At 65.0% G+C, this 26,761-nt stretch carries 24 protein-coding genes and 3 pseudogenes; 8 read left to right on the forward strand and 19 right to left on the reverse strand.

What is annotated here, in order from left to right; genetic code table 11:
- The first annotated feature begins 347 nt into the window (after positions 1 to 347).
- From KY462_09165 to asnB, 3 genes are read left to right on the forward strand one after another with little or no spacing between them, the layout of a single operon-like run.
- Positions 348 to 911, forward strand: coding sequence for a glycosyltransferase (locus KY462_09165; GenBank protein MBW3577892.1), 564 nt, complete (start codon positions 348 to 350; stop codon positions 909 to 911).
- Entirely contained in the window at positions 908 to 2,008 is a 1,101-nt protein-coding gene (locus KY462_09170) for a glycosyltransferase family 4 protein (GenBank protein ID MBW3577893.1), read from the forward strand. The genes KY462_09165 and KY462_09170 overlap by 4 nt, the downstream gene beginning before the upstream one ends.
- 17 nt (positions 2,009 to 2,025) lie before the next feature.
- Positions 2,026 to 3,789: an asparagine synthase (glutamine-hydrolyzing) gene (asnB, locus tag KY462_09175; GenBank protein MBW3577894.1), complete on the forward strand. Its 1,764-nt coding sequence runs from the start codon at positions 2,026 to 2,028 to the stop codon at positions 3,787 to 3,789.
- Between the two features lie 103 nt (positions 3,790 to 3,892).
- On the opposite strand, the gene KY462_09180 is transcribed toward asnB, so the two are convergent.
- The 3 genes from KY462_09180 to KY462_09190 are packed head-to-tail and all read right to left on the reverse strand — an operon-like array spanning position 3,893 to position 6,821.
- Positions 3,893 to 5,161 (reverse strand): oligosaccharide flippase family protein, encoded by a 1,269-nt coding sequence (locus tag KY462_09180; protein MBW3577895.1) that lies wholly within the window; start codon positions 5,159 to 5,161, stop codon positions 3,893 to 3,895.
- A gap of 35 nt (positions 5,162 to 5,196) precedes the next feature.
- Positions 5,197 to 6,204 carry a glycosyltransferase gene (locus tag KY462_09185; protein ID MBW3577896.1) on the reverse strand — a complete coding sequence of 336 codons (1,008 nt, stop codon included), beginning with the start codon at positions 6,202 to 6,204 and terminating at the stop codon, positions 5,197 to 5,199.
- On the reverse strand, positions 6,201 to 6,821 hold the full coding sequence (locus KY462_09190; GenBank protein MBW3577897.1) for an FkbM family methyltransferase: 621 nt from the start codon (positions 6,819 to 6,821) through the stop codon (positions 6,201 to 6,203). The genes KY462_09185 and KY462_09190 overlap by 4 nt, the downstream gene beginning before the upstream one ends.
- Before the next feature lie 1,730 nt (positions 6,822 to 8,551).
- On the opposite strand from KY462_09190, the gene KY462_09195 reads away from it, so the two are divergent.
- On the forward strand, positions 8,552 to 9,286 hold the full coding sequence (locus tag KY462_09195) for an FkbM family methyltransferase (GenBank protein MBW3577898.1): 735 nt from the start codon (positions 8,552 to 8,554) through the stop codon (positions 9,284 to 9,286).
- A 75-nt stretch (positions 9,287 to 9,361) separates the two neighbouring features.
- Here the strand turns inward: KY462_09195 and KY462_09200 are convergent, their stop codons facing one another.
- The 11 genes and pseudogenes from KY462_09200 to KY462_09250 form a co-directional block, all read right to left on the reverse strand.
- Entirely contained in the window at positions 9,362 to 9,580 is a 219-nt protein-coding gene (locus tag KY462_09200) for a transposase (protein ID MBW3577899.1), read from the reverse strand.
- Between the two features lie 236 nt (positions 9,581 to 9,816).
- Positions 9,817 to 10,191, reverse strand: a pseudogene (locus KY462_09205) (transposase).
- A 17-nt stretch (positions 10,192 to 10,208) separates the two neighbouring features.
- A pseudogene (locus KY462_09210) lies at positions 10,209 to 10,418 on the reverse strand (hypothetical protein).
- Positions 10,419 to 10,662: 244 nt separating this feature from the next.
- The gene (locus tag KY462_09215) at positions 10,663 to 11,724 is read right to left on the reverse strand and encodes a glycosyltransferase family 4 protein (protein MBW3577900.1); all 1,062 of its coding nucleotides are present in this window, start codon (positions 11,722 to 11,724) and stop codon (positions 10,663 to 10,665) included.
- A 772-nt stretch (positions 11,725 to 12,496) separates the two neighbouring features.
- Positions 12,497 to 13,198, reverse strand: a complete 702-nt coding sequence (locus tag KY462_09220) for a sigma-70 family RNA polymerase sigma factor (protein MBW3577901.1) — start codon at positions 13,196 to 13,198, stop codon at positions 12,497 to 12,499.
- Positions 13,134 to 13,346, reverse strand: a complete 213-nt coding sequence (locus KY462_09225) for a hypothetical protein (GenBank protein ID MBW3577902.1) — start codon at positions 13,344 to 13,346, stop codon at positions 13,134 to 13,136. Before KY462_09225 ends, KY462_09220 begins: the two co-directional genes overlap by 65 nt.
- Before the next feature lie 289 nt (positions 13,347 to 13,635).
- The gene (locus KY462_09230; protein MBW3577903.1) at positions 13,636 to 14,070 is read right to left on the reverse strand and encodes a type II toxin-antitoxin system VapC family toxin; all 435 of its coding nucleotides are present in this window, start codon (positions 14,068 to 14,070) and stop codon (positions 13,636 to 13,638) included.
- Positions 14,057 to 14,317 carry a ribbon-helix-helix domain-containing protein gene (locus KY462_09235; GenBank protein MBW3577904.1) on the reverse strand — a complete coding sequence of 87 codons (261 nt, stop codon included), beginning with the start codon at positions 14,315 to 14,317 and terminating at the stop codon, positions 14,057 to 14,059. Before KY462_09235 ends, KY462_09230 begins: the two co-directional genes overlap by 14 nt.
- A 129-nt stretch (positions 14,318 to 14,446) precedes the next feature.
- Positions 14,447 to 15,343 (reverse strand): site-specific integrase, encoded by an 897-nt coding sequence (locus KY462_09240; protein MBW3577905.1) that lies wholly within the window; start codon positions 15,341 to 15,343, stop codon positions 14,447 to 14,449.
- A 165-nt stretch (positions 15,344 to 15,508) separates the two neighbouring features.
- A pseudogene (locus tag KY462_09245) lies at positions 15,509 to 16,072 on the reverse strand (hypothetical protein).
- Complete coding sequence (locus KY462_09250; GenBank protein MBW3577906.1) at positions 16,048 to 16,272, reverse strand: hypothetical protein; 225 nt, start codon at positions 16,270 to 16,272, stop codon at positions 16,048 to 16,050. The pseudogene KY462_09245 and the gene KY462_09250 overlap by 25 nt, the downstream one beginning before the upstream one ends.
- Before the next feature lie 479 nt (positions 16,273 to 16,751).
- Between KY462_09250 and KY462_09255 the strand changes: the two genes are divergently transcribed.
- Complete coding sequence (locus KY462_09255; protein MBW3577907.1) at positions 16,752 to 17,075, forward strand: hypothetical protein; 324 nt, start codon at positions 16,752 to 16,754, stop codon at positions 17,073 to 17,075.
- A gap of 402 nt (positions 17,076 to 17,477) precedes the next feature.
- Here KY462_09255 and KY462_09260 read toward each other — a convergent pair whose 3' ends face one another.
- The 4 genes from KY462_09260 to KY462_09275 form a co-directional block, all read right to left on the reverse strand.
- Positions 17,478 to 17,747 carry a hypothetical protein gene (locus KY462_09260; protein ID MBW3577908.1) on the reverse strand — a complete coding sequence of 90 codons (270 nt, stop codon included), beginning with the start codon at positions 17,745 to 17,747 and terminating at the stop codon, positions 17,478 to 17,480.
- A gap of 835 nt (positions 17,748 to 18,582) precedes the next feature.
- Positions 18,583 to 21,360, reverse strand: coding sequence for a hypothetical protein (locus tag KY462_09265; protein MBW3577909.1), 2,778 nt, complete (start codon positions 21,358 to 21,360; stop codon positions 18,583 to 18,585).
- Positions 21,361 to 21,442: 82 nt separating this feature from the next.
- Complete coding sequence (locus KY462_09270; protein ID MBW3577910.1) at positions 21,443 to 22,471, reverse strand: glycosyltransferase; 1,029 nt, start codon at positions 22,469 to 22,471, stop codon at positions 21,443 to 21,445.
- Positions 22,468 to 23,577 carry an FAD-binding oxidoreductase gene (locus tag KY462_09275; protein MBW3577911.1) on the reverse strand — a complete coding sequence of 370 codons (1,110 nt, stop codon included), beginning with the start codon at positions 23,575 to 23,577 and terminating at the stop codon, positions 22,468 to 22,470. The genes KY462_09270 and KY462_09275 overlap by 4 nt, the downstream gene beginning before the upstream one ends.
- Positions 23,578 to 23,663: 86 nt before the next feature.
- Here KY462_09275 and KY462_09280 point away from each other — a divergent pair, with 86 nt between their 5' ends.
- Genes KY462_09280 through KY462_09290 form a run of 3 tightly spaced genes read left to right on the forward strand, consistent with a single transcriptional unit; the run spans position 23,664 to position 26,070 of the window.
- On the forward strand, positions 23,664 to 24,437 hold the full coding sequence (locus KY462_09280) for an NAD-dependent epimerase/dehydratase family protein (GenBank protein ID MBW3577912.1): 774 nt from the start codon (positions 23,664 to 23,666) through the stop codon (positions 24,435 to 24,437).
- On the forward strand, positions 24,434 to 25,261 hold the full coding sequence (locus KY462_09285; GenBank protein MBW3577913.1) for a sugar phosphate isomerase/epimerase: 828 nt from the start codon (positions 24,434 to 24,436) through the stop codon (positions 25,259 to 25,261). Before KY462_09280 ends, KY462_09285 begins: the two co-directional genes overlap by 4 nt.
- A gap of 5 nt (positions 25,262 to 25,266) precedes the next feature.
- On the forward strand, positions 25,267 to 26,070 hold the full coding sequence (locus tag KY462_09290; protein ID MBW3577914.1) for a glycosyltransferase family 2 protein: 804 nt from the start codon (positions 25,267 to 25,269) through the stop codon (positions 26,068 to 26,070).
- A gap of 185 nt (positions 26,071 to 26,255) precedes the next feature.
- On the opposite strand, the gene KY462_09295 is transcribed toward KY462_09290, so the two are convergent.
- Entirely contained in the window at positions 26,256 to 26,393 is a 138-nt protein-coding gene (locus tag KY462_09295; GenBank protein ID MBW3577915.1) for a hypothetical protein, read from the reverse strand.
- Positions 26,394 to 26,761: the final 368 nt, after the last annotated feature.

Here is a 26,761-nt window from a genome sequence, read left to right on the forward strand (position 1 = left end):
ATCGAGGACTGGAGCAGTCCGGCGCTCGCGTAACTCACTTCAATTGGCCCGATGCCTACCTGCGTCCGAGCGTCAAGCGGATCGCTTTTCGTTGGCCCCTCATCGCCACGTCAGCGCGAGAGCGGTTCGTTTCTCAGATGTCTCGTATTGACGGCGCGGATGCCGTAATCGTCGTGAAAGGAGGCCTCCTCTCTCCCAGATCCATAGCATCCATCCGGAGCAAAGCTGACGCTCCTGTCGTCTGCTGGAATCCTGATAGCCCATTCGATTCAGCAGTCTCCAACCGGGGCGGGCACCTCAGACATGCCGTCGGTCACTACGATCTCTATGTCACATGGAGTCAATCCTTGGCCGACGACTTGGCGCGACTCGGCCAACGGACGATCGTCGTTCCGTTCGGATGGGACGACATGTCGTACTTCCCTCCTAAGCATCGCATCAAAGAACTTGTCGAGAGACCGGTGTTCGTGGGAACTTGGACGCAGCGGCGTCAGCGGGCACTTTCTTCGCTGCGCTCCTCCGCAGTAGTGGTCTTTGGTCACCGGTGGCCGAGGGACTCTGGATTCGAAGTGATGCCCGCCGTCTACGAAGATGACTATCGGACCGTGGTTGCGTCTGCAGGATGTGCGATCAACCTTCTCCGTACCCAGAATGCCGACTCACACAACATGCGTACGTTCGAGTTGCCAGCGTGTGGCGCTCTTCAGGTCGCGCCGCGGACGCACGACCATGAACGGTGGCTGACCCCGCAAGATTGCATCTTGTTTGACTCCTATGAAGAGCTAGCTACGGCGGTCGACTCTGCGCTCTCGCGACCCAGATTTGACATAACCGAGCCGCCCAAGTGGCTGTACGCCCATACCTACGCGGCACGAGCACGCTCGGTACTGGCAGAGCTCGGAATCCGGTGAGCAGCGGAGATGGGACGAAGATGAGCCACTCGCGGCAGTGGAACATACTAGTGGTCACCTCCGATCTCGGAGGGCGCGGAGGGATACAACGGCACTCCCGAACACTGATCGAGGTGCTGCGCGGGCACCTCGGACTAGCGGTTGAGACTTGCGACCTACGTCTCGACGGCACCTGGATACGTCGTGTAGCGGGATTGAGCCGCGGCCTCTTCCACCTCTTCCACTCCCGCCCTGACCTAGTCTTGTGCACGCATGTCGGTCTTGCCCCGATCGGTCTCTTCGCCACCCGCATCTTGAACACTCCCTACGTGGTCATAGTTTACGGCGTTGAGATATGGGGCATCGAGAGTTGCAAGAAGCACAGATTGCTCTCGAATGCAGCCGGAACCTGGGCCGTGTCAACGTTCACAGCAGCCAAGGTGGGCGAACTCTACCCAAGTGCATCGCGGCCCGTCATGATCGGCACCGGAATACGCAACTCGTTCTTCGAACCACTGACAGATGCCGGCACATGCCCTCCGACGCTGCTGACGGTTACCAGATTAGATGATCTCAAGTACAAGGGGATCGACGTCGTCCTCGACGCTCTTAAGCTATTGCGCAAGACAGGAACCGAAGTTCACTACGTCATCGTTGGAGACGGGCCCGCTCGAGCGGCGCTTGCAACGATGGTCGATGACAAGGACCTCTCGGACTGCGTCGAGGTACTCGGGGCCGTCTCCGAAGCAGAACTACTGACTCAATACCGCCGCGCGCACGTGTTCGTGCTGGTTAGCCGATACGCCGAGGGGCCGAATCCCATGGGTGAAGGCCTGGGTCTCGCCACCCTTGAAGCAGCCGCAGCGGGCGTGCCGGTCGTGGTGGGTCAGCAGGGCGGATCCGTTGACACCGTTGAAGACGGCGTGACAGGCCTACTGGTACCACCAGGTGACCCATCCGCGATAGCCAGAGCCGTCCAAGCGCTACTGTACGTAGACACTGCTGCGGCGGCAGAAAGGCCGGAGATTATCTCAACGTGGACTAAGCGGCGCTTTGGCTTGGCTGCCTTCGCAGAGAGACTACGAGTTGCCTTACACGAAGTCGGCGTCTCCGTCTGATGTGTGGATTCATCGGTGTGCTCGCTTTCGGAGAGGCATCTGCATGGGCTTCTCGTCTTGAGGAGTGGAGCGCCAGGATCCAGCATCGCGGACCAGATGCCGAGGGAACCTGGCACGACGACGATCTCGCTCTAACTCACCGCAGACTCTCAATTATCGACCCGACATCCTCTTCCGATCAACCACTTGCCTCCCCAGATGGCCGTTTCGTACTGGCCTTCAACGGCGAGATCTACAACTTCCGTGCTCTCGCTCCCGGCGCCCGAGGAGACACCCAGGCACTGCTCCAAGGCCGCCCGCTCGCCACCAGCCCAGAACTGCTTCGAGGCATGTTTGCATATGCACTGTGGGATCGCGCTGCTCGCGAACTCTGGCTGGTCCGCGACAGGTATGGAATGAAACCGCTCTATGTCGCCGAGCGCCCAGACCATGTCGTCTTCGGATCGTCTGCACGGATCGTAGGGGCTATCGCGAGACTCGAAGAGATAGACACGCAGGCGCTAGCGCAGTACCTGCGCTACGGATCGGTCTGGAGCAAGGGAACGCTCATCAAGGGAGTCGAAGAGGTCGACCCAGGATCGGTTAAGAGATGCGGGCGGGGACTCCAGTCCCGAGTACGACGCTACTGGAACCTTAGTTCCCAACTCATTTGCAACAGTGCTTCAGACGGCAACTCCCTCGAAGATGCCTTTCGCCAGTCAGTTTCCGCGCATCTTGTCTCCGACGTCCCTGTCGGCCTCTTCCTAAGCGGCGGTGTCGATTCAACTCTGCTTGCACTGATCGCAAAGGAGTCCACACAAGATCTCACAGCCGTGACCCTGGGATTCAAAGACCTCCACATCGATGAGTCGGGATTGGCGAGATCTACAGCGGCCGCCTACGGGCTTCGGCACACCGTTGTCGCAGGAGAAGACATAGACACCCAGCACTTAGACCACTTTTTGGTCGCCGGTGACCTCCCATCGATCGATGGTTTCAACACTTATCTGGTCTCAAGAGCGGCAAGTCAACAATCACTGAAGGTGGCGCTGACCGGCTTAGGAGCAGACGAAATACTCGGAGGATATTCGAAACATTGGCTAGTCCCTGCGCTCACCGCACTTGCACGACTGGGCCGGCCGCTCACACACCCAGTCTTACGTGCCTTGGGGGGCCCCTCTGACAAGGCGCGCGAAATCGCCACTCATCGCCAATCTCTAGTCGCCACGTACGGAGTACTACGCTCAGTGTTTACCATAGAGGATGTCAGGCAATTGGCGGGGCGCGATCCTCATCCCCCAGTTGGAGTGTCGGATGAGCTGCCTCTGCACTTTCGGCTAGCCTCTCTTGAAATAGAGAACTACCTCCGGTTCACGCTCCTGAGAGACGCTGACACTTACTCCATGATCCATTCGCTTGAGCTCCGGATGCCCTTCGTGGATCACGTCTTTCATCGACATCTCAGGGAGCAATCCCCATTGGAACTCATGCTCCGACGCAAGAGAGTCCTCACTGCACGGTTCAACGATCAGTTGCTGCGAGATCGAGCGAGGCGCCGGAAGACTGGCTTTCGGATACCATACCGAGACTATCTCCGTGGCCCGTTGTCTTCTCATGTTCGGCAACTTGATAAGGGGCCTCTCAATGGATTACTCGACGTAGATGGCGTCTCAGAAGTTGTGAACCGATGGCGTGCAGGGATGCTCAACTCTGTCAATATTTGGGGTCTCGTTTGCCTCGACTCTTGGGTCCGCTCGTACAGAAGCCTGCTCTCGAACGGGAAGACCGTAAAGGACGGCTGATCGCGTGACCGCTCACCTTTCGCGCATTAAGCCGCTCTGCGGCGAAACGGCACTCTCCTTGTCTGCTGCCCACCACAAGGTCATATCCATCCAGGATGCTTCGTCACTTCCGGACTTTGCCGATGAGCTGCCATATGGCTACTCCTTGCGGGCGCAGAAGGATCGAAATCTCCAACTCTCGGTGCCTGATGAGCAAGGCCAGTGATACGACGGCGCTAGCAAGATACGCAAAGACAGAGGCGATCACGGCTCCCCAAACACCATACATCGGCACCATAGCCAACAGGAGCAGAATCGTTAAGGTAAGACCTGCCAGTTCGGATTGCATCGAGATTCTAGGGCGCCCGCGACCCTTTGCAACCTCTCCGAATATTCTATTTGCGATGAGGGCTGGCGTGGCTAAAGCTAGCGCCACCGCTAGTGGCACCGCTACTGCAAAATCGTCCCCAAATAGGAAGGGGATTGCTAGAGGTGCCAGGAGAGCCGTAACGACTCCCAGTCCGATCGATCCTACGATGGCAAGCTGCACAACTGCGGCATTCCATACGCCCGCTTGCACGCGACTGAATGCGGCGACGCGCGCAAATATGATCGAGCCCAGAGCCGACACTAGAGGCAAGGACGCTGCAGACCACGTTGCCGCAACTGCGTACTGGCCTAGGTCATGTGCATTCACCATCCCCGATAAGAAGGCTTGATCCACGCGGGCGTTCAGGGCGGCCGGAATTGCTCCGAGCATCGTCGGCAGTCCGAATGCATAGACCCGCCGCATATTGTCCGCACTCACGAAGGGACTCCCTCGCAGGACCCCGTAACCGATCAAACCTTCTATGACCCCGAGTCCAAAGCGCAAACCCAGGAACGCCCACACCACCGTCACCACATCCCCGTGCCAACGGAAGTAGACGACCGCGATTGCAATAAGCCAGGCGGCCTGAGGGAGCAGTCGCAGCACATTCCATTCCCTGAACTTCCCAACCCCGCGCAACGCGGACACAGCTGTGCCGCTAGTCGCCGCCAGGACGAATAGGACCGAGAATCCTAGAGCCGCGTTTATTGCTCTTGCCGCGTAGTTGCCCCTCAGTACCGCCGGCACAATCCAGAGAAGTGCTACAACTGACACCACGACCCCAGGTGCCCCCGCAGCCGCACCGCTTGCAACCCAAGCCCGCGCTTCGCTCTTCTTGCGAGCGGCCCAGTAGACGACCGCTTCGGGAGCTCCCAGGGTGGCGACATTACTTAGCAACATCGGGATGGCTTGAATCGCGGCTAGTTCACCCCGTCCTTCAGGACCATACAGCCTCGCAATTAAGATACCTGTTAGAACCGAGGCGCCCACAGAAACGATTGTGGCACCTACGGTCCAGCTCACGTCCGATCGCAGTGAGGCCATACGAGGTAATCCGATTAATGCGGCGGCAGAGCTCTTCCAATCATCCGTTGAGTCTTGCGTCCCAACCCAGTGATCGCCGTGACCACAGCGGCGCGGCAGACGAAGAGCCACCATTCCAATTCTGATAACGCGCCATCGTATGCAAGCGCAATCTGCTTAGCTTCGCGAGCGATGTCCAGTCTTCGGTTCCGTACTCCACGAACAAAGAAAGGAGCAACAACGTTCTTCGTCGCTCCCCGAGAAGCCGCTCTCCAGATCCGTTCGGACGTAGCCGCATCGAGGTCAGCGTAGAGAATAGCGGAGTGCACTAAATTATAACTCTCACGCACTAGTAGCTCAACATCCATCTGTCGACCAATGCGCCCGCTTAGGTTCGATAGGTGAGATCTGTGATAAGCAATGGCCTTCGGATCGTAGAAGAAGTCCCATCCCTTCAGCGCGAGGCGCAAAAAGAGATACCAATCAAGGCTGACTGCTATGCTTCCAACGTTGAAACCGCCGACGTCCCCCAATGCGGCCCGGCGAACCAATGCGGACGGACCACCTATGAAGTTGCGCCGGATTAGTTTGTCTACCGCGGATTTGCTCGATATATACTCAGAGTGTGCCGATTGCCACCAACCGCCGTGTGCGGTGCCTTCGGCATCGAGTTTCCTCGTTTTTCCGAAGACCACACCAAGGTCGGGGTTGTGTTCCAGGTGATAGAGCGTGCGCTCGAGAAAGTCTGGAGCTAATGAGTCATCGCTCTCTGCGCGCAATAGCGCCGGGGCCGATGTCCTGGCCATAGCTTCCTGGGTGGTTCGCGCCATGCCGAGGTTTTGCTCGTTGCGAATTATGGTTACTCGTGGATCGCCGCGCGTGCCTCGTTCGAGTTCTTGAAAGGTCGCGTCGGTAGAGCAGTCATCAATAATGACCCACTCGAAGTCCTGTACCGTCTGGCGCAATATGCTCTGTACTCGTTCCGGAATGAATGGCGCGTGATTATAGCTCGCCGTGACGATTGCAACGCGCGGTGTCGTCAATGGCTTCTCGAATGCGCGCGGTGGGCTTTCATCATCCCGAAACCTGCTCCTCGCGACAATTGCAAGACCTTGAAGCCTCGTTCGGACAACTTCTGTGCCAGCAATTGTGGATGGCAATCAGAGCGAGGATGGTATTCGAGAACTATCTGATCAACTACATCTAAACACTCCGGTTGTGATAGCAGGATGTCGTATTCACTGCCCTCGCAATCGAGCTTTAATAGACCACATTGAACAATGCCGTACATGTGAAACAGCTGATCAAGAGTTATAGCATCAACCTCGATTCCTGAAGCGCTCAGTCCACTCTCGCCAGCTTGCGCAACCCTATGTGACGTGGAACTGTCGCCTAACTCTAGAAGGACACGGCCAGCATCGTGTGTGATGGCGCAGCAAAGTGAGCTTATAGGACATCCGGAGGCGTATTCCTCCAGCAACTTGAATGTAGTCGGGTGCGGCTCGACGGCCACGATCCGACTAGCACCGAATCGAACTGCCCAGAGTGAGAAGATCCCTATGTTGGCGCCAATGTCAACCACCACGTGCCCTTTCAGTGGTTGAACTGGATGGTACGATTGATGAATCCAGATGTCTGAAAAGTGATTCCATAGATCCATGCCAGAACCGGCTCGTATGTGTGGTCCCCCTCTCAGCGACAGTTCACTTACCTCAGATCCGCGTAGTCGCTCCGCCAATACTTGCCGCCAATTGCGGACACCTGATACCAATCTGTAGATGTATCGAGTCCGTGTAGCAAGTGAGATCACGGGCGCCATACCTTTCGTTGCACGCACAAGCCGCGACGGACGTACCTTATCGTCTGCCTACTTCTATCGTCTGCCTACTTCGACGAAGGTCCACCACGAACTCAACCGCCGGTGACGCGGCCGGCCTGCTACGCGCCCCAGTTGGCCGTTCGCGGAGGGCGTCGACGAACTCATCGAGTTCCTCGTCCCCTCCAATTTTCGGGCAGGAATCGATCCGGTCCCCCGCGGTCGGCATCCTCCTGGTCCTGTAGGGCAATCCTTGTCGTCGCAACTACGACTTCTTCAAACGTTCTGTCGCTCGTCATCCTGATTCACCTCATCGCCGACCGGCCCTGAGACCCGTTGGTCCCGGACGCCATTCCCCGCTACCCCCCATGGCCGTCCGGCGTACCGCCTCACCTCTCCCTACCCGGCTCTTCGCGGTCAGGACGACCCAACGGCCTGAGATCGTCGTCTACAGGAGCGACGACGCGCAGACCAGACACCCCGTACCGGCCAAGAAGTTACTCCGACTCTGTGGCGATTGCGTTGGTCATGGACATTTCGCCGGCCATCCGCATCGGCGTAACCATCGTCAAGCATCCGGATGCGGCCACACCCCGCCAAACGAGGTGAGTGCGGAATCGAGTGTCCGCAACTTTGCAGCCTCGACGAAGAGCGAGTCCTTACGATGCTCAACCGCCTCTATGTCCGGCAAGTTGCCTTGGCGAAATCGCGTCTCCTGCGGGTTGCCGAATCCGACAGCGCGAAAGCACGTTGAGGACGAGTGCAGGCGTAGGTTGCCAGGGATGTTACCGTCCGCGTGCACTATCTCCACACTGTCCGCGATCACGGCCCGAGGCGGTCACCGCGGCGATGCCCGACGCGCTCGCGTTCGTCGACAGCTACTTAACCGAGTTGCGTTGGCCTGATCCAGCCAGCGTGGATGGTCGCCGCCACCTCAGGGCGACCGCACCAAACTACAGGGCGATGTCGTCGCCGCGGGCAGAGGCCGCAGTGACCCTGGTGGTGCCCACCGGGTAAGCTCCTCGCGCGGCGATGCCGTGGATGGTTGGCCGGTTGAGACGCTTCAGACACTGCGCCGCAGCCATGCTCCCGGCGATGCGGTCGGCGTTACAAAGCCACGTCCTCACCATACAGATCCAACGTCCTCCAGCGGTGGCGTCCCTCCCCGCCGTCGTAGGGCATGCACCACCTCGTCCCGATGCCCCCTGGCGGCGCTCGCCCTCGAGCGTGGAGCAATGTGGTCTCCGCGGGCGACCGAACCCGCGCGCACCTTGCCATCGGCGATATCATGCCCGCCGGTGGACACCGGGTCCACCACCATCCTGTGAAATGGAGGTCCCCGTCATCACAGACGCCGGCTGCGCGGACGGAGCCACGAGCGCGTTCCCACCAGCCAAGACTGCGTCGTGCGCAGCGCATGTTCATGGCTCGATGTGTGGGGACACCTTGCTTGACAGCACGGCCACCCGACGTATCCAACGAACGTTCGGCCGCCCGACACGGCCATTCCGCGCTGAGATTGAACGGGACACATGGGACCGATAGGCACCTTGCGCTGGACGTGGCGTCATCCCATGAACGCCGACCGGCGGATGGCTGCCGTGGCCCGCGCCGGAATCCACCAGGTCGTGAGTCGCATCCGGCAGCAACCGATGATTGTGCCACTCGGGCGCAAGAGTCATGTCTGGGCCGTTCGCGGGATGAGCGCCTCGACCAAGGCCTTCTATGCCAACCCACCTGACGTCGAGATGGCCGTCTGGCAGAAACTCCTTGTCGCAGGCGACCTCTTCGTCGATGTAGGAGCGAACGTGGGGACCTACTCGCTCATCGCCTGCGAGGCCGGAGCAGAGGTGATTGCGGTGGAACCGAACGACCAGGCGCGCCGGTGGCTCATGAAGAACATCGAACTCAACGGTTACCGGGCCGACGTACGTTCTGTAGCCCTTTCCGACCAACCAGGCCAGGTTCGGATCACCGTCGACCTCGGGACCACCAACCGCATCGACCCGGCCGGCGGGCAGATCGTAGAGGTTGATACCCTCGATTCGCTAATAGGGGAACGCCACGCCTACGTCAAAGTCGACGTTGAGGGTCATGAGTTGCAGGTGCTCCGGGGTGGTGCCCGCGCACTAGAGGAGCAACGACTCCTGGCGGTGCAGCTCGAGTGGAACGCCTGTGCTGACCGCACGCCGGTGTCGGAGCTGCTCGCAGACTACGGCTATGAGGTGATGCAGGCACTTCCGAATGGAGACTTGGTCCCCGCAGGCGACACGTTGCACGACATCGTGGCCGTGCCAAAGACGTCGTAACAGCCTCCGGAGCGGAGCCGCACTAGCCGTCATCCTTCAAGTAGGCAGCTGGTGGTGTTGTCGGCATTGCCGGCTCTACGCAGCATCGAGGGGGTGCGGCCCCTGATCTTGGCGTGGGCGGAGTGTCCCATTTAACGCCGCAGTGCAACAGTAGTCGGACGCGATAGTTGCGGAAGTTGCGAAACCGAAGGCGATCCTCTTGACCTTCTTGCACAGTCCGACCATGGCCTCGGTGCGGCCGTTGGACAGCTGGCGGGTGTGGTAGGCGGGGATGCCGGCGCGCCAGCGTCGCACGGTGCGCGCCAGCCGGGAGACCTCGTCGACCCCGACGCGATTTCGCCCAGTCGAGGAACGCTTTGAAGCGGGCGGCTGCGGTGACGGGATCGTCGGCGTCGTAGACCGCACTCAACAGCTGGCGGGCGTGCCAGGCGCTTTCGACCTCGAAGTACGGATCGCCGACGTCGAGGACCTGGCGGATGCGCTCGTGGGCGCGGTCGTCGAGCCGCTCGACGGCGACCAGCAGCAGTTTTTTCGGATCCGGTACAGCGCGCGTCCTCGCGGCCGCGGTAGCCAGTGGTCTCCTGCTGGACCGCGGCGACGCACCTCGTCGACCACCTGGTTGCCGACCCGGACACGCGGAAGTGGTCAACGATGGCCTGAGGCAGCGAGCGGCGCAGCGACGACGCGTAGCCCTCGTAGGGGTCAAGCGCGGCCTGCTCGACGCCGTGGCACCACTCCTGGCCGCGGGCCGAGAACCAGGCGGTTTTCGACCACATCCAGCAGCCGGCCACAGTCGAGACCACGAACGCGGTGGCCCAAGAGGTCCGCGAGTCGAACGTGCCGCGCAGCAGGTTGTGCTCGTCGACCCCGCCGCGCACCCCCTCGAGGCGGTCGTCGTCGACCATGCGCTCCCCGACTCGACAACCGCGTTGTTCACCGTGTGCCAGCCCACCCCCAGATCCGCCGCGAGCTGGGAGACTGCGGTCCCGTCACGCCCCACCCAACGCACCGCCCACCGCCGCGCACGTTCGGTGAGCCGCCCGGGGGGGCGGATCTGCGGGCTCGTCTCACGCCACGATCCCCGCCGGACGCGTCCTGCTCGCACGCCAGATGCGCTTGTCCACACCAGCATCACCGGCCGGTCACCCACGGGCACGTCGCGCACCCTTCGTGCGCGCCCGACCCTTCGAGACCGCGCGTCGTAGCGAATCGTTCGATAGAACTCGGCGTCGTAGGTAGGTCTTACTCCGTGATTGCTCAGAAAGAGCACCGTAGGTGACAGAACCTCGGAGTGGGCCAGCCTTTGATAGAGGGGGACGTGATGTTGGGTGGGGTGGGACACCACGATGCCGAGACGGATTTGCGTTCATGTTTCATCATAGACATCTTGTCGCTGCTGCAAGAGTGGATGCAACGGAATCGCCATAGGAGTTCCAGGTACCGGCTTCCTGGGCGCGACGCGACGCAGCGTCTCCCATTCTCTTGCGTAGATCCCGATCCTCCCGAAGATCGTGGAGTGCGGCCGCGATGGCGTCGGGGTCCCCAGGACTCACGAGGTATCCATGAACACCATCGTCGACGAACTCTGAGGCTCCGGTCGCGGTTGTGGCGATCACGGGGAGGCCCGAGGCCATCGCCTCTAGAACGACGAGTGCGAGTCCTTCTTGGACTGAGGCCAACACAAAGACCGAGGACTGTCGCATCAGTCGCGCTACCTCGTCGCTTCCTACACGCCCCGTGCAGGTGACTCGCGTAAGCTGATCAGCGAAGCGCCGCCCGAACTCGTGATCGATAGGCCCGACGAACGTCGCAGCTGGATATTCGATCTGTGCCAGCGCTTCAAGGAGATACTGGTGGCCTTTCTGCAGCTCGACCCTTCCAACACTCACGACACGGAAGTCACCGTTCCCGGAACGGTCGGGCGTTGCGAACACCTCTGTATCGACGCCGTACGGTATGCGTCGCAGCTTGTCAGCTGCGACTCCCCTCCGTACAAACGAACTCTCCGCCGCCTCCGATGGCACAAAGATAAGGTCTGCCGATTCGTAGTCGCTGAGTTCTCTGCTGACGATCCACGGATCGAATCGGGGCGGCTGAAAACCCCACTTCTCATGTTCTCTCTCGAGGACTGCCCTCTGTTCGAGTATGTGCCACGATCCGCGATCACAGACCACCAGGCGACCGAGATCCCCAGCGCGCCGCAACGTATCTGTCGCGAACGAAGAAAGGCCGATTACGATGTCGGCTTCAACCGCTCGGGACTTCGACCACCGGTCGAGCCCTCGGATCACGAAGCGACTCATCTGGTCGTCGATGGCTGGAGTAAGAGCACGCAGTCCGTGGCGCAACGCCGCCCGTACGGGATGGGAGTGAACGCGACTGTTCGGGACATTGGAGATACGCGTTTTGGGCATCACTGTGTACAGGCCGTACAGCATCCCATGCCGATGCAATTGCGCGGCCTGCGCGAACATGTGGAAGGGATACGCACTGACTACGGCTACCTGCATCAGGTGATCCATGGGCTTGTGGAGACAGGCAACGGCGGCCTGCGGTAGTTGCTGCGCACACACTGATCGAGAACGATCAGACCCAACCTTCGAGCCCATGAGGAGCCACCGTTGATCAGGCTCGAGGCGACCTCCAGATCGAGAATGTCACCGACAGACGCTTGCGGGTCCAAGGCTCGTTGGAGTGAGCAGGTAAAGAGACATCGTCGGTGAGATCGGCGAGCGGCCATGGGGCTGCCCCCGTTCGTCATTGCACGGGCAGGGTCCGCCTGGTCGTTGTTGATCACTGGGCCGTTCGGTCCAATCGGAATAGCATCATCCGGCCCGAACTACGTTCGCCTGGTATCCGATCAATGTCTTCGAGTAGTCATCACGGAGGAGGACATCAGCTCTTGGAACATCGCAGAATACTCTTCAGGGCGTCCGGTGCCAACTATGCGTTCTTGACACACCCGGTAAGAAAGTCTCTTCACAGATGAGGAGCAGCCCACTGGCTTGCGAGACTCTCGTATCTCCTGGGCAGCCCTTAAGACGTGGCTGGGAATGTATGTGCTGGAGAACCGTCCAAGTCGTCGCGAGGTCGAAGCTACGGTCAGTGAACGGGAGTTCCGTTGCGCTCGCCGACAGAAAACTCGCGAACGGATAACAGATCCGACCCGGATGTGCGTGGTGGTCCCCTCGGGGCCGAGGCGAACCTGGGTCATCGTTGGCGGACAGTTCGAGGGATCGTCGGCGGGGTTGTCGAACTGGCCCTCGATGATGGTGATGCCGGCACTGTGCACCACGTCCGTGAGACGGAAAGAGATCCCCGCCGCGAGATCGTCCTCGACCACCGCGGCCAGCTGGTCGCGGCCACGCAGCACCGACCCGTCGGGAACGCCACGCGGACGTCTCGGGAGACCTCGGCCGTGAACGGTTCGGGACGATGGCGTGTCAGCTCAGCGACGGCGTGCTCGATGCGGTGCCGTTCAGCCGCGGCGCGTCGGCGATGTTCCCAGTCATCGGCGGCGCTGTGCAGCAGAATCCCGCCCAGACGCCGCTTGGCTTCGGACAGGCGGCTGCGCACGGTTCCGACCGGGGCGTCGAGCACGGCGGCGATCTGGGCGTACGGGTGCTGTCGGCCGAAGTACCGCAGCATCACGACCAGCCGCAGGTGCTCCGGTAGCTGAACCAGCGCCGCCCATATCCAGTCGCCGAGGAGCTGTGTCTCCAGCGTCTCCTCCGTGGACCTTCCGGCGTTGACGACGTTCTCATCACTCAGGTGCTCGACGCTGACCAGAGCAGGGGTCCGGCGCCGCAGCCGGGCGAGACAGACGTTGCGGACGATGCGTTTGCAGTCACGGCGTGAACGCGTCCGGGGCGCGGAGCGAGCCCACGTGCTGGACCGCCACCAGGAACGCATACTGCACGGCGTCCTGCGCCTCCACGGGGTCACGCAGGTAGCCGAGGGCCACGGCGTACGACCACGCGCGGTGCCGCTGGAGCAACAGTCCCAGGGCGGCGCCGTCACCGGATCGGGTCGCAACCACCAGTTCAGCCGTATCAGCCATCGATCCCTCCGCCGCGAGCGGCTTCCGCCCGGTTGCGGCAAGAGATGCTTCCGGCGCGTGAGAAGTTCGCACCCGCATCCAGCAGGGCACTGATCGTGCGGTGTGCGCGCGTCCTCCCGCGGTCCTGCCACGACACAGGCCCTTAGCCACGTCCGCGACTGCCGTGACGAAGCGTCTGTCGCCCCGAAAGGGAACCAACTCCTTGCACGACTACCCCGCGGACGGGCTCTGGAGTCGGTCCCGCGACCCACTATGAACAGCAAGGTGCCCACGGCAGTTCCCTGCCGGCTCAGAGGGCGTCGAGCGGGTGTATCCAGCTGAGCTCCGGGAAACGGGCGAAGCCCCGGTCGGCCGAGCAGAGGGTCGCGCCGCGCTCCATCGCGATCGCCGCGACGTACGCGTCCGGCACGAGGTTGCCCCGTGCCTCTCCGGTCCGGCATAACCGCTCAAAGATCGCCCAGTGGCGTGGGCCGGGATCTGCGGCGAGGACGTTCGCGCCCGTCCGCAGGGCATCGCTGAAGCTGAATGCCACATCGAGCGGCGTCGGCTCGCGGAAGACACGAGGGTGGGTGACGACACGGATGAAGCCCGAGAGCACCACCGAGGCGAGTCCGAGAGGCTCGTCTGCGCGACGTGTCTCCTCCAACCAGCTCCGGTAGCGATCGTGATGCGGAACCTCGGGTCGGTGGGCGTAAACGAGGACGTTCACATCAACGAAGCGCACGCAGATCCTCGTCGCGATCCATGACATCACGGAGGGCCGCCCCCTCACCGAGGTCGACACCGGGCAGGGTCCCGCTGCCTCCGTACGTCGGCAGTGGCGGCAGATCCTCGTCCGCGCGCCGCGCTGACGCCTCGAACGACCGACGCAGCGCGTCCTCGATCACCTCGCCGACCGTGCGACCATCCCGTGCGGCGCGTTCCTTCACCGCTCGGTAGAGGGCGTCGTCGATCCTGATGGTGGTCCGCATACCGAGCATCTTAACATCAGTACCTACCATCTTGATGCTCATGGCTCATCTGATCCGAACACCTCAGCGCTGAAGCGGGTCACGGCGTCGTCGTCCATCGCCGGGAGGACGTGTGCGTAGACGTCCAGGTCATGCTCGCGTTCGCGTGACCCAGTCGACGGCTGACCACCGGCACTGGCACGCCGGCCTGGAGCATGAGGCTCGCGTTGGCAGTGGCGGACGCCGTGTAAGCGGATGCGCGGCAGTGGTAGCTGCGCGACGACGTCGCGGAAGGCGCAGGTGACGCTGAGTGGATCCAGGGGGTTGTTCGTCCTCGGTGGTGAAGACGAGATCCCAGCGGTTGTCCCAACGGTCCCCGGCGACGCTGCGGGCCCGCTCATGACTCTGCCGTGTCCGTTGCAGCGCAGCGCTCGTACGTCGTCGATGCTGATGGAGCGGGTCCGGGACGTCTTCGGACGCTTGAGCTGTTAAGCGATCAGGGAGCTGGCTCAGGGCCCGACGCACGTGGAGCACGCCCTGGTCGAGATCCACATTGCACCAGCGTAGGCCGAGGAGCTCCCCGCGGCGCATCCCCGTGGCGGCGGCGACGACCCAGAGTTCGTGCAGCGGATCGGCGACGGTGAGTTCGAGGAAGGTCCGCAGCCGTTCAGCGCTCCAGATGGCCCGCTCGTCGTCGTCTACCTCGTCGACGTCGGGGTCGTGGCGAGGAAGGGACGCGTCGACGCAGGGTTTCGCGGCGAACAGCCCCTGCCGGATGGCGTCCGAGAGGGCCTTGCGCAACGCCGCGTGGGTGAACTGCACCGTCCGTGGCGAGAGCGGCTTGCCGTTCTTGCCGCCGCTGCGCATCAGCCGGGCGTAGAACCGGTCGAGGTCGCGCACCTCGATCGCGTCGAGGGCGAAATCTCCCAAGCCCGGAACGAGGTAGCGATCGACGATGCCCCGGTAGGCGTGCCAGGTGGACGCGGCGAGACGCGGACGCTGGGTCTCGAGCCACTCCGTCAGGTACGTCGACAGGGTCTCCGTCACGTGCGCCCTCGCTCGTCCCCGCCAGCATGGGGGCGTTCCCCGTACGCAGGCGAACGTGCCGCTACGACGTTGTGGACGAACCGCCGGGGTTCGCGTCCGAGGTTCGAGACGGCCGTCGATCGGCGCGGGACCGTCTCGTAGCCCGGAGGATGAGCGGGATCGCCCTCACGCCGCTACCAGGACCCACCGCATGCGATAGGCGTAGGCACGTAAGAGCCCCAGCGCGTCTCCACCGGGAACGGCGCCCACCAACGCAGGAACGCCGGTGGTGGGAACGCCTTGCCAGCCACGTAGCGGGCGGAATCCGGCAACGAGCGACAGCGTCTGGAACAGGCTGACCGCTGAGCGAGGCGCACCGCTACTTCGGAGGACGAGCTCCAGGCGGGTCGGCACCGGCAGGTCCAGCTCCGAAGCGAGATGCACACCGGACGGCAGTTGCCGGAGGCCGACGCTCATCGAGTCCTCGGCACCGACTTCGTGTGCCAGTCGAGCAGCGGCGGCCCACGCCTCGCGAGGTAGACGATTGATGGCCCGCTCGAGATCATGGAGCTTCTTGGAGCGCTGACCGATGTGGTCCTGTCGCAGGTGGAGACACAGGTGAAGGAGCCGTCCCGCTTCATCGAGACAGTTCAGCTCGGAGTCCACCAGTTCAAGTGTCACATGATGCCGCGAGAGGACCCTCCGCTGGAGGTCCGGGGGAACGGCTAGGCCCGTGAGACGGTGGTGTAGACCAACCCACCCTCAACGCTGACCAGAGCAGGGGTTCGGCGCCGCAGTCGGGCGAGACAGACGTTGCGGACGATGCGTTGCAGCCACGGGGTGAACGCCTCCGGGGCGCGCAGCGATCCCACGTGCCGGACCACCACCAGGAACGCATCCTGCACGGCGTCCTGCGCCTCCACGGGGTCGCGCAGGTAACCGAGGGCCACGGCGTACGACCACGCGCGGTGCCACTGGAGCAACAGTCCCAGGGCGGCGCCGTCACCGGATCAGGTGGCAGCCACCAGCTCAGCCGTATCAGCCATCGATCCCTCCGCCGCGAGCGGCTTCCGCCCGGTTGCGACAAGAGATGCTTCCGGCGCGTGAGAAGTTCGCACCCGCACCCAGCAGGGCACTGATCGTGCGATGTGAGCACGTCCTCGCGCGGTCCTGCCACGACACAGGGCCTGAGACGTCCGCGACTGCCGTGACGAGGACTTGCGGGCGCTGTCGTTGACCTAGGGAGGTACCACCACGCGAGACTACCGCTACGACCACCCATGGAGTCGGGCACTCCCGGCCGTGGTGGTGAGAGCCGGGACGGGTCCTGCGGCGGGCGGCCTAGTCACGCGGGGCATGTTCCAGCCACCCGGAACCGTCGGGCCGCGATCGCTTATGCGCGATTGTGAGTCACGGGCAACGACGCATCGTGACGAAGACTCCACACAGGAGACCACGACATGTCGAGACCCTCTTCACCGCGCTGAGCGCCAAGGTCGCTGCCGGCGCGGTCAGCGCCGTCACCGCAGCCGGCCTGCTGGCAAGCGCCACCGGACAGCTCCCCGACGCGATGCAGGACGGGCTCAGCGAAGCCGCTGCGCGGGTCGGGATCTCGGTCCCCGCCGGCAGCCAGGACCAGCCGCTCAACACCACCGACCAGCGCAACACCGAGGAAGGTCAACACCGAGGAGCTCGGCAGCCAGGACGTCGAGACCCAAGAGCGCGGCGGCGAAGACCGCAGCAGCACCGCTGAGGCGGTGCGTTCGGTGATCGACGAGCACCACGGCGAGCCGGGCGAGTTCGGCAAGTCACAGTCGCAGTCGGACAACCCAGCGCGTTCGGTCGTGCGGTATCCGACGCCGCATCTGACGGTCGGGCGTCGGCAGGACGCGACGCCGGTACCGATGTCTCCGACGACCCCCGCCCGCCCGCAACGGAGGCATGCAGGATCCAGCGATCCCCGAACGCGGACCCCGGACGAGGCCGTTCGGGGTCCGCCCATCAGAGGACGAGGTCAGGAGCGCGCTGCGCACTGCAACGTGCGCCGTTGATCCCGGACGCGTGGTGACGCCCAGGCCCGCGGACCTCCTGACGCGATCGGCAGCGTGTCCCGGCTCCCACGCCTTCCGTCGGCGCTGCCACCCAGCCGGGCTCGTCAACCGGCGACGCGTTGGAAGACGACCAGGAACGCCATCAGGCTGATGACCGTGCCGGCCATCGTGAAGATCATGGTGCGCGTCTGTGTGGTGATCGCGGTGACGATCTCGCCCCGCATGGCGGCCGTGAGCCGGTGCTCGGCTTCACCCACGCGGGCGTCGACCGCTTCGAACCGGTGGTCGAGCGCGTCGAACCGATGGTCGACCGCGTCGAAGCGGTGGTCGAGCGCGTCGAAGCGATGGTCGACCGCGTCGAACCGTGCGTTCATGCGCTGCTCGAGTTGCCCGATCTAGCGGGTGAGGTCGTCGCGGGTGGCGAGCAGGTCGTCGCGCGTGACGAGACGGGCTCCGGCCGGTGGCAGACGATCCATCAGGGCGCTCCCGGTCTCCGCTCCCAGCGTCCGCGGAACTGTTGCAGCAGCTCGCCGCTGGTCATCGCCGTCATGCTGCACCTCGGCTGGTGGTACTGCAGCTGTCACCACCGTACGTCCAGCGTGCGACGCCGCGGCCGCGGATCCATGGCTTGTGTGGACAACGGTCCTCGAGCCGCCCGGTGCTACGCAGCCGCCGTGAGACTCGCGGACAGCTTCCCCAGCTCTCCGACTAGGACTAGGGAACTAGGACGGTCTCGACGTGCATCACCAGCGGCAGCGCCGGCAGCAGATCGGCCACCCCGAGCACGTTCACCGCAGGCAGTCCGACAAGTAGCTGGCACATGCGCGCAGCATCGGTCTCCACAGGGGTCCTGACACGAGGCGGCTTTCGACACCTCGATCCTCGCAGGGCCCCTGTGACTTCCATCGCAACCCGACACCCCGCTCATATCCGAAGTCCCAGCATAGGCAGGAGCTCAACGGCGCCGTCGAGCGGGAGGCGGCGGAGCGCCAGGTCGCCGAGGGGCTGGTCGAGCGGGGTTGAGAACGACGGAGTGAATCTGACTCTTCGGATTCCGCAGGGTCACGGGGCGACCGTGGCGAGCTTGGACCAGTCTGGGCGGCTGGCGTAGAGCAGGACGCGGATGCGCCAGTTACGGAAGTTGGTCATCCCGACCTAGCGGGCTTGCGCCGAATCATACGCCGAACTCTAACAGGTTCCTGTCCTGACTCAGCGCGCTCCATCCAACCGCGTGATGCTGGCGTCGACCAGACTGCACGGCGCCGTGGCGGTCACCGTCGCCGTCTGTTCGTCGGATCCTACGAGGTAGCCCGGCGCCACCCCCAGCGGCACGAGTAGTCGACCGCCGTCGGGGGTGCGCAGCCTGAGCTTTGACCCGGCCACCTCGATCGTGACCACCACCGGTCCGTGGTCGCACGCCAGCCGCAGCAGGAGAACGTCGGGTCGCGGCTCGCTGGTGGTGGACAGGTCGAGACGCCACCCACCGGCGGTGGCGCTCGCCTGCACAGGTCGCCACACCCCGAGCACCGGGCCCAGCGCGCCGACCTGCAGGCCTAACGTCCGTGGCAGCTCGGCGAGCGCCACCGTCGGTGCGAGCTCGGACAGACGCAGCTCGCGGGCTCCGGCGGGCGCCGGATGGCCAGGGGGCAGCAGTGCAAGCCCCCTGCCCCGGCTCGCGGGGTGGTAGCCACTTTCCACCAGCCACCTGAACACGCGGTAGGCGCGCAGTTGTGCGGGGAACGCTGTCAGGTCGGTGTTCGGCTCGAAGACCACTGGCACGGGCTGTGCCCGCAACGCCTCTATCGTCTCCAGCTGGGCGTGCCGGTAGGCAGCGTAGAACGACTGGGACAGCGGCGGGCCCACCTCGGCGCCCAGCGCGGCGTACTGCAGGTTGCGGCCGGTCATATCCCAGTATCGCTCGCCGCTCAGCGCCGCGACATCGTCCAGTCGGCGCGCGACTTCTGGATCCAGCCATACCTGATCTTCGCTCTCTGCCGGGGTCCAGGCGACGTCGCCGTCACGGGGTCGCTGCGTGCGCTCGAGCGCGAGTGCGATCTCGCCGGATGTGGGCACCACCAATGATGCCACCCCGACCAGCATCAACGCACCCACCGCCTGCCAGAGCTGTCCCGGCCGATCTGCCCCCTCGTCCCGATGCCGTGTCCAGGCGGCCCACACGCACGGCAGGACCACCAGCATCGTGGCCATCGACAGCATCCCGGGTCGCGACAGGTGTCCACCGTCGATCCGGCCCAGCGCGTACGGGAGGGTCATTGCCAGCACCCCAACCCAGGTGAGCGCGAGCACCCTTCCGGCAGGCGGCGCATCCTCGGTGATCCGCGCGCGGAGCCGTCCGGCGAGCCAAAGCAGCACCGGCAGCGCCACCAGCCAGGCCGAGAAGCGCACCAGGTCGCCCAGCAGGTCCAGCGCGGAGGGTGCGCCCCGCTGCCACAGGCCAAGTGCGTAGCTGGCCGTGTTGACCTGGGCCTCGTGCCGCACGAAGGCGACCATCGCCAGCAGCGGTTTCCAGCCCGCCGCCAGCGCGACAGCAAGCACTGCCCCTGCGGGTGCAACCGTCCGTGCCACGCCGCTGACCGTTGCGGCGGTCCGGGGCGCGCCGTGTCGCCGTGGGGCCCGCACCACGAGCCACAGCCCTACTCCCGCCACGGCCACAGCAGCCGCGATCCCCGTCGTAGGCATCAACAGTGCTCCCACAAGCGCGACCAGCGGAGCCACCCCGAACCACAGTGTCGGTCGTCCCAGAAGCACGGGGTTGGCCGCCGTCAAGCACACCAGCAGGGGAACAAGGGCCCGATCCGGGCCGATGGTCAGCAGCACTGCAGCGATCGGCGCAGCGAGCACAGCACCCCACGCACGACCTGCGATCGACGCCACCAACAAGACACCACCGGCGGCAGCGACAGTCAGAGTGAGCCGATAGGCGAGGGGAAAGGCCTGTAGGCCACCGCCGAACATCACGTCATTGACGGCCCCGTAGAGCCACCCCGCCAGTCCTGGTATCGGCACGAACTCCGCGAACGCGGTCGCACCTTGCTCCGTCAGCTGCTGGAAGGGGAGCACGATCTCGCCCACGTGAAACTCGTCGCCCATGGCAAACGCATCGATAGGCGCGTCGCCGGCAAGGAGGAGCCCCACGATCGCGGGGCCGGTGAACCGAAGCAGCCGGGGCTTGCTCGGCCCAGCTTGCCGCGCCGCGAGCGCTTGGTTCGTAAGCATCGCGACGACCGCCACACCCACCAGCAGCAGCCCCATGCTCGAGGCCCCGACCCACGTTGCCGCTCCCGGGGCTTCCAAGCGGTAACCGAGAAGCCCCAGCCACACCAGCGGCAGTGGGATCTGCATGACCAAGATGAGTCGGTCGAGCACTGACGGCCCGAGCGAGGCCAGAGCGAAGGACACCGCCAGGACGCTGAGTCCCATCCACCACGGGTAGACGAACCCGAGCCCTGCCCCGGCTACAAGCACGGCCGCTGCGGCTGCACCGGTAACCGCCAAGACAGCCACACGAGACCCGAGCTGACCTCCCGCCTGACGCCGCCGGAGATGTACGGGCAGGAGAGCCGCGAACGCCGCGGCAACAGCTAGTGAACGCGTCGCAGCCTCTCGGCCGCCGAGCTCCACGACGAACGCAATCGGGCCCGTGGCGGCCCCCTGGAAAAACGCGGAGGGCAGGTCGGCAGCTACGACTGCGACCGCAGCGGCCAGTACCAGCAGATGAAGGTGAGCCTCACCCAGATCCGTCAGTCGAGCCAGCGGGCGTGCGCCCAGTCGCAGCGTCTGTCGCGCGAGCCGCAACGCAATGGGGAGCAGGGGCAGCGAGAGCACGACAAGCAGCCCTGCGAACACAAAGTCCTGTCGCTTGTCGTACAAGCCGTAGGTGACATCGCCTACGATGAAGTCGTCGACGGGTGTCGCCGCACCAGCCAGGGCACGGGCGGAACCAGCTGCCAGCGGCAGCACGACCACCGCGGCACCCAACAGAGAGACTGCGAGGTGGATAGGCCCGTCAGCGGCGTACAGGGTCCGAGTTCGATCGCGTACTCCCACGTCATGCGCCGCTTCCCGGTGGCCCTGCCGGGCTCCCTGCACCAGATGTCGCCTGCGCAGCCGAGTTGGGCTGCCGCGAGCTGCCGGCGGCGCGGTCCCCGAGATGCGTCGTCTCGCGCTCGACCACATACAGCGGGCGCGAGCGGACCTCGCGCAGGATCCGAGCGAGGTACTCGGCGATGAGCCCGAGGGTGAGGAAGGTCCCGGCCAGCCCGACCGAGACCAGCACCATCAGGGTGGTCCAGCCCTCGACCACGGAGTCGCTGAAGAGGTTGACCGCGACCACGTAGCCGACCGCGCCGACGGAGAAGAGACCGAAGAGCAGCGACAGCAGCTCCGCGACACGGGGTCCGATATCGCTGTAGGCGATGATCACGTCTAGAGCGAGGCTCAGGGTGCGCCCGTCCAGACGCTGTCTGCGGGGCGCAGCCGAACGGTAGGTCAAGGTGATCTTGGGGAACCCGGTCAAGGAGTACAGGGCCTGTCGGTAGCGGGTGCGCTCCTTGAGGTCGAGCATGGCGTTGAGGGCACGGCGGGAGACCAGGCGGGTGCGTTCGGTGGATAGCGGCTCGTCGAGGTACGACAACCGGTTGGCGATGCGGTAGAACCAGCCGGCTGCCGTGGAGGAGACCCCCGGAGAGGCCGCGACGATGTCGTGACCGCGCGCGGCGGTGATGTATAGCTCGCGCAGCAGATCCAGGTCGTGGTCGGGAACTGGGTCGTCGAGTTCGTAGACCCAGTCACCCGTGGCGCGGCTGAGGCCCGCCAGCATGGCCAGCTCGCGACCGTGGCTGCGGGGCAGCTCCACCACCAGAAGCGACCCCTGCAGCTGGGCTACGCAGGCACGGGCGTAGGTAGCGGTCTCGTCCTGGCTGCCGTCATCGACCAGCACGATCTCGTGCAGGGCGAACAGCGCCCCGAGCGTGTCCGACAGGGTCCGGAGCGCGACGGCAACGCCCGGTCCGGCGTCGCGGGCGTACACCACGGCCGAGACGAAGGTGGGTTGGCGGGGAGCCAGCTCGGTCGTCACAGCCGACCCTCCAGGTCGTAGATCGCATTCAGCTTGCCGGACACCACGCTGGTGACCTCGGGGGCGTCGCAGTGGTGCACCAGCAGCGTGGGTCGTCCGTCGTCGATCTCGGAGGTCGCGAGCACCGTTTTGACCGTGAACAGCGACCGCTCGTGCTCGAAGACCAGTTCGGGGTGCAGAAAGCGGCGGGCGAGCTGCGCCATCCAGGGCGCGGCGCTAGATGGGCGCGCAGGGCAGGTCGAGCAGGTGTCGAGCAGCTGCGGGGTGCAGTGCGGGTTGGCGCGCTGGCAGGCGAAGGCTGGCACGGCATCGGTGGTGGCGGCGTGCGGGGTGAACCCGACCGACGACAGCGAGTGGAGTCCGCTGTCTCCGAAGGGCATCACGGAGAAGAACGGACCGTCCATTACGGTGATGCCCAGGCCGGCCAGCGGTGCCGAGGGCGTGACCAGGGCCACCTCGCACAGCTCGTACTTCAGGGGCAGGGGCGCGAGCCCGGCAGACAGCAGCAGCGGGTTCGCTCCGGCGTAGGCCGCGATCACCAGACTGGCCGCGCACAGCTGGCGGCCGTCTTCGAGCTCCAGGCGCACCTCCCCCCCGCCCACGTCCAATCCGGTCACGCCAGCGCCAAGCTGCCAGTGCACCCGGTCGTCGAGCCGCGCGAGTAGGGCCATGCGCAGCCGGTCGTTGGACGTCGCGTACTCGGTGGTCGCCCACGCCTGGGTGACCGCGCCCGCCACGAAGTAGTCGCTGGTGGGCACCCGACGGGTCGGGGCGCCGATTGCCTCGCAGAACTCCTCGAACCGTGCGGCGCTGGTCACGCTGCCGCTGGCCGCGATGGCGTAGATGTTGTCGAAGCGGCTGTGCACGGCCTCGGGGAACTCGGCGGAGAAGCGTTCGAAGTACTGGCCCGAGCTGAGCGCGGTGAAGCGGCTGCGCGGGTAGTGGTAGCCGTGGTGCAGCCGCGCCTGGTTCACGTAGCTGGCGCGCGTGAGCGGCTCAGGTTCGCGGTCGACAACCGCTGTCCGCAGCCCCCGCCGGGTGCTCAGGCGCGCAGCGTAGAGACCGAAGATCCCCGCGCCGATCACGATCCGGTCGTAGGTCTCCACGTCCTCCAGCGCAGGTCGCGACGCACCGATCGGCCCCACAGCAGAGCAGGGTACGATACCGCCCACGCACAGGGTATCGGAGCGCGGTGGGGACCACGACACTGGTGGGCTACACCGGGTTCGTGGGCACAACGCTCCGCCGCCAGACGTCCTTCGACCTGTTGGTGAACCGGGCGAACCTGGACGAACTGGCGGGTCACCGCTGCGACCTGCTGGTCTGCGCCGCCGCACCAGCCGCGAAGTGGATCGCCAACCAGCAGCCCGACGCTGACCGCGCGAACATCGAACGGCTGCTGGCGGGTCTGTCGACGGTCACCGCGGAGCGGTTCGTGCTGATCTCGACCGTGGACGTCTACCCCAACCCCGTCGACGTCGACGAGGCGACCGCGATCAGCGCCGACCACCACCACGCCTACGGCCGCAACCGGCTGCTGCTCGAGCGCGAGGTGCAGACCCGGTTTCCCCAGGCGGTCGTTGTGCGTCTGCCGGCGCTGTTCGGCCAAGGGCTGAAGAAGAACTTCGTCTACGACCTCTACCTGGGCCGGGACGAGGTCGGCCTCACCCATCGCGATAGCGAGTTCCAGTTCTACGACATGGACCTGCTGTGGGGCGACCTGCAGCGCATCCTGGACGCCGACCTGCCGCTGGTCAACGTGGCAACCGAGCCGTTGAGCGCTCGGCGCGTTGCCAGGGAGGCGTTCGGCCGGGACCACATCAGCACCGAGGCGCCACAGGTCACCTACCGGGTGCGCAGCCGGCACGCCAGCGTGCTCGGCCGCGGCGATGCCTACCACTACGGTGCCGAGGAGATGCTCGACCGCCTGCGCGCCTTCGCCTCGACCCCGGACGCCGTGGCATGAAGCTTGCCGTGTCGAACATCGCCTGGGAAGACCCGTTCGACCCGGAGGTACTCGAGCTGCTGCGCGGCGCGGGCGTCACTGCGCTGGAGGTCGCCCCGACCAAGCTCTGGCCCGAGCTCACTACCGTGAGGGCACATGAGGTCGCGCAGGTCCGTCAGCGGCTGGCCGGGGCCGGCTTCGAGGTCGTGGCCATGCAGGCCCTGCTCTACGGCCAGCCCGAGTTCCAGCTGTTCGGCGACGAGCAGCACGTCGAACAGCTGATCGCATACCTCGGCACGGTGCTCCGCATCGCCGGGCAGCTCGGCGCCGAGGTCGCCGTGTTCGGCTCGCCCCGCAACCGGCTCCGGGGCGACCTCCCCGAGGAGATAGCCACAGCGCGGGCCGCAGCGGTCTTCGCGCGGATCGCCCAGAGCGCCGCGGAGCACGGCGTCACGGTTGTGCTGGAGGCCAACCCGCCGGCGTACGGTGCCGACTTCGTGACCACCGTTACCGAGGCGCTTGACCTAGTGCGGCGCGTGGACCACCCGGGTCTACGCCTCCACCTCGACACCGCCTGCATGCGGCTGGCCGGCGATGACGTGGTCACAGCGATCACCGACGGTGCCGGGCTGCTCTCCCACGTGCATGCCAGCGAGCCAGAACTTGGTCCGGTGCCCGGCGATGGACGCACGCAGCATGAGCTCGCTGCCGACGCCCTGAGGGGGATCGGCTACCAGGGTCACGTGTCGATCGAGATGCGACCGGTGGCAGCCGGCCGGCAAGCCCAGACCGTGGCCGACGCGGTCGCCTTCGTCCAGCGTGTCTATGGGGGAGCCCAACCGTGAGCGCCCTGCAGCCGGACGATGCCGGTTGGGCGGTCCCTGAGCACCGAGTCGAGGCGTTCGCGCCGCGGTCCACGCGCTACGCCGTGGCGATACCCGTGATCGACGAGGGCGAGCGGATCATCCGGCAGCTCGAGGCGATGAGGCGGCCCCCCGAGGTTCCAGACGTCATCATCTGCGACGGGGGTAGCCGCGACGGCTCCACCGAGCCGCGGCGGCTGGCCGCCCTCGGGGTGCGGGCCCTGCTGACCAAGACCGGACCGGGCCGTCTGGCCGCCCAGGAACGCATGGGCTTCGCGTTTGCGCTGCGCGAGGGCTACGGGGGCGTGATCCGCATGGATGGCAACGCCAAGGACGACCCGGCCGGGATCGCCGCGCTCGTCGCCGCGCTCGACGACGGCTGTGACTTTGTCCAGGGCTCCCGGTTCGTACCTGGCGGCGTGGCCGAACGCACTCCTTCGCTGCGGCTGCTGGCGATCCGCGCGATCCACGCGCCGGTGATCTCGCTGCTGGCGGGCGAGCGCTTCACGGACACGACCAACGCCTTCCGCGGACACTCCCGTCGCTACCTGACCCACCCAGAGGTGCAACCCTTCCGCGACGTGTTCCAAGGCTACGAGCTTCTGGCCTACCTATCGGTGCGAGCCTCGCAGCTCGGGCTACGCACCTGCGAGGTACCCGTGGCACGGCGCTACCCGCCAGGGCGGACCCCGACCAAGATCCGCGGGCTGCGCGGGAGTCTCGAACTGCTGGACGTGCTCCGCCGCCTGGCCCGCCGCGAGTTCCACCCCTCGACCGCCTACTTCGGTTAGCGCCGGCCGGCGGTCAGCCGGCACCTGCGTCCCGACGCCCGATCCTCGACGTGGGGTGCGGCGAAGCGCGGTGTGCGCGGATCTCGCTGCTGCCGGCATCGAGGTCCACGGCATCGAGCCTGAGCCGAGGCGGCGGCGTTGGCGCGGCGCCGGTACGCCGAGGTTGCGGTAGGGCCGGTGGAGACCTACACCAGCGACCGGTGTTCCAGCAGCTGCTGCTGGCCGACGTACTCGAGCATCTCGTCGACCCGTGGGCCACCCTCAGCCGGTTGGTGGCTGACAACCTCGAACCCCGGCGGACGGGTCGTGATCTCGCTGCCCAACGTCCGTCACTTGGTGGGTGGTCGCCGACCTGCTGCTGCGCGGGCGCTGGGTGAAGAGCGAGGCGGGCATCCTGGACCGCGCCCATCTGCGGTTCTCACCCGCGACTCCGCGATCGAGCTGGCCCGCAGGTCCGGGCACCAACTGGGGCCCGCCGACCAAACACCGGAAGGTCCACCAGCGTCACCCGATCGGTCCTTCACCGGCGCCGGCGCCTCACACGACGGGCAGCGTTCGACATCGACTAGGCGCGTTTTCCGCATCGTCGTGCCGTAAGTCGTGGCCGTAGCGGGCTGTTTGCCGTTCTTGCTGGGGGTTCCTGGGCGTTTCTGGCTTCCGGGCCTCTGACATTGTTGTGCCAACATGAGCG

Source organism: Actinomycetota bacterium, assembly GCA_019347675.1.
Classification (GTDB): Bacteria; Actinomycetota; Nitriliruptoria; order Nitriliruptorales; family JAHWKO01; genus JAHWKW01.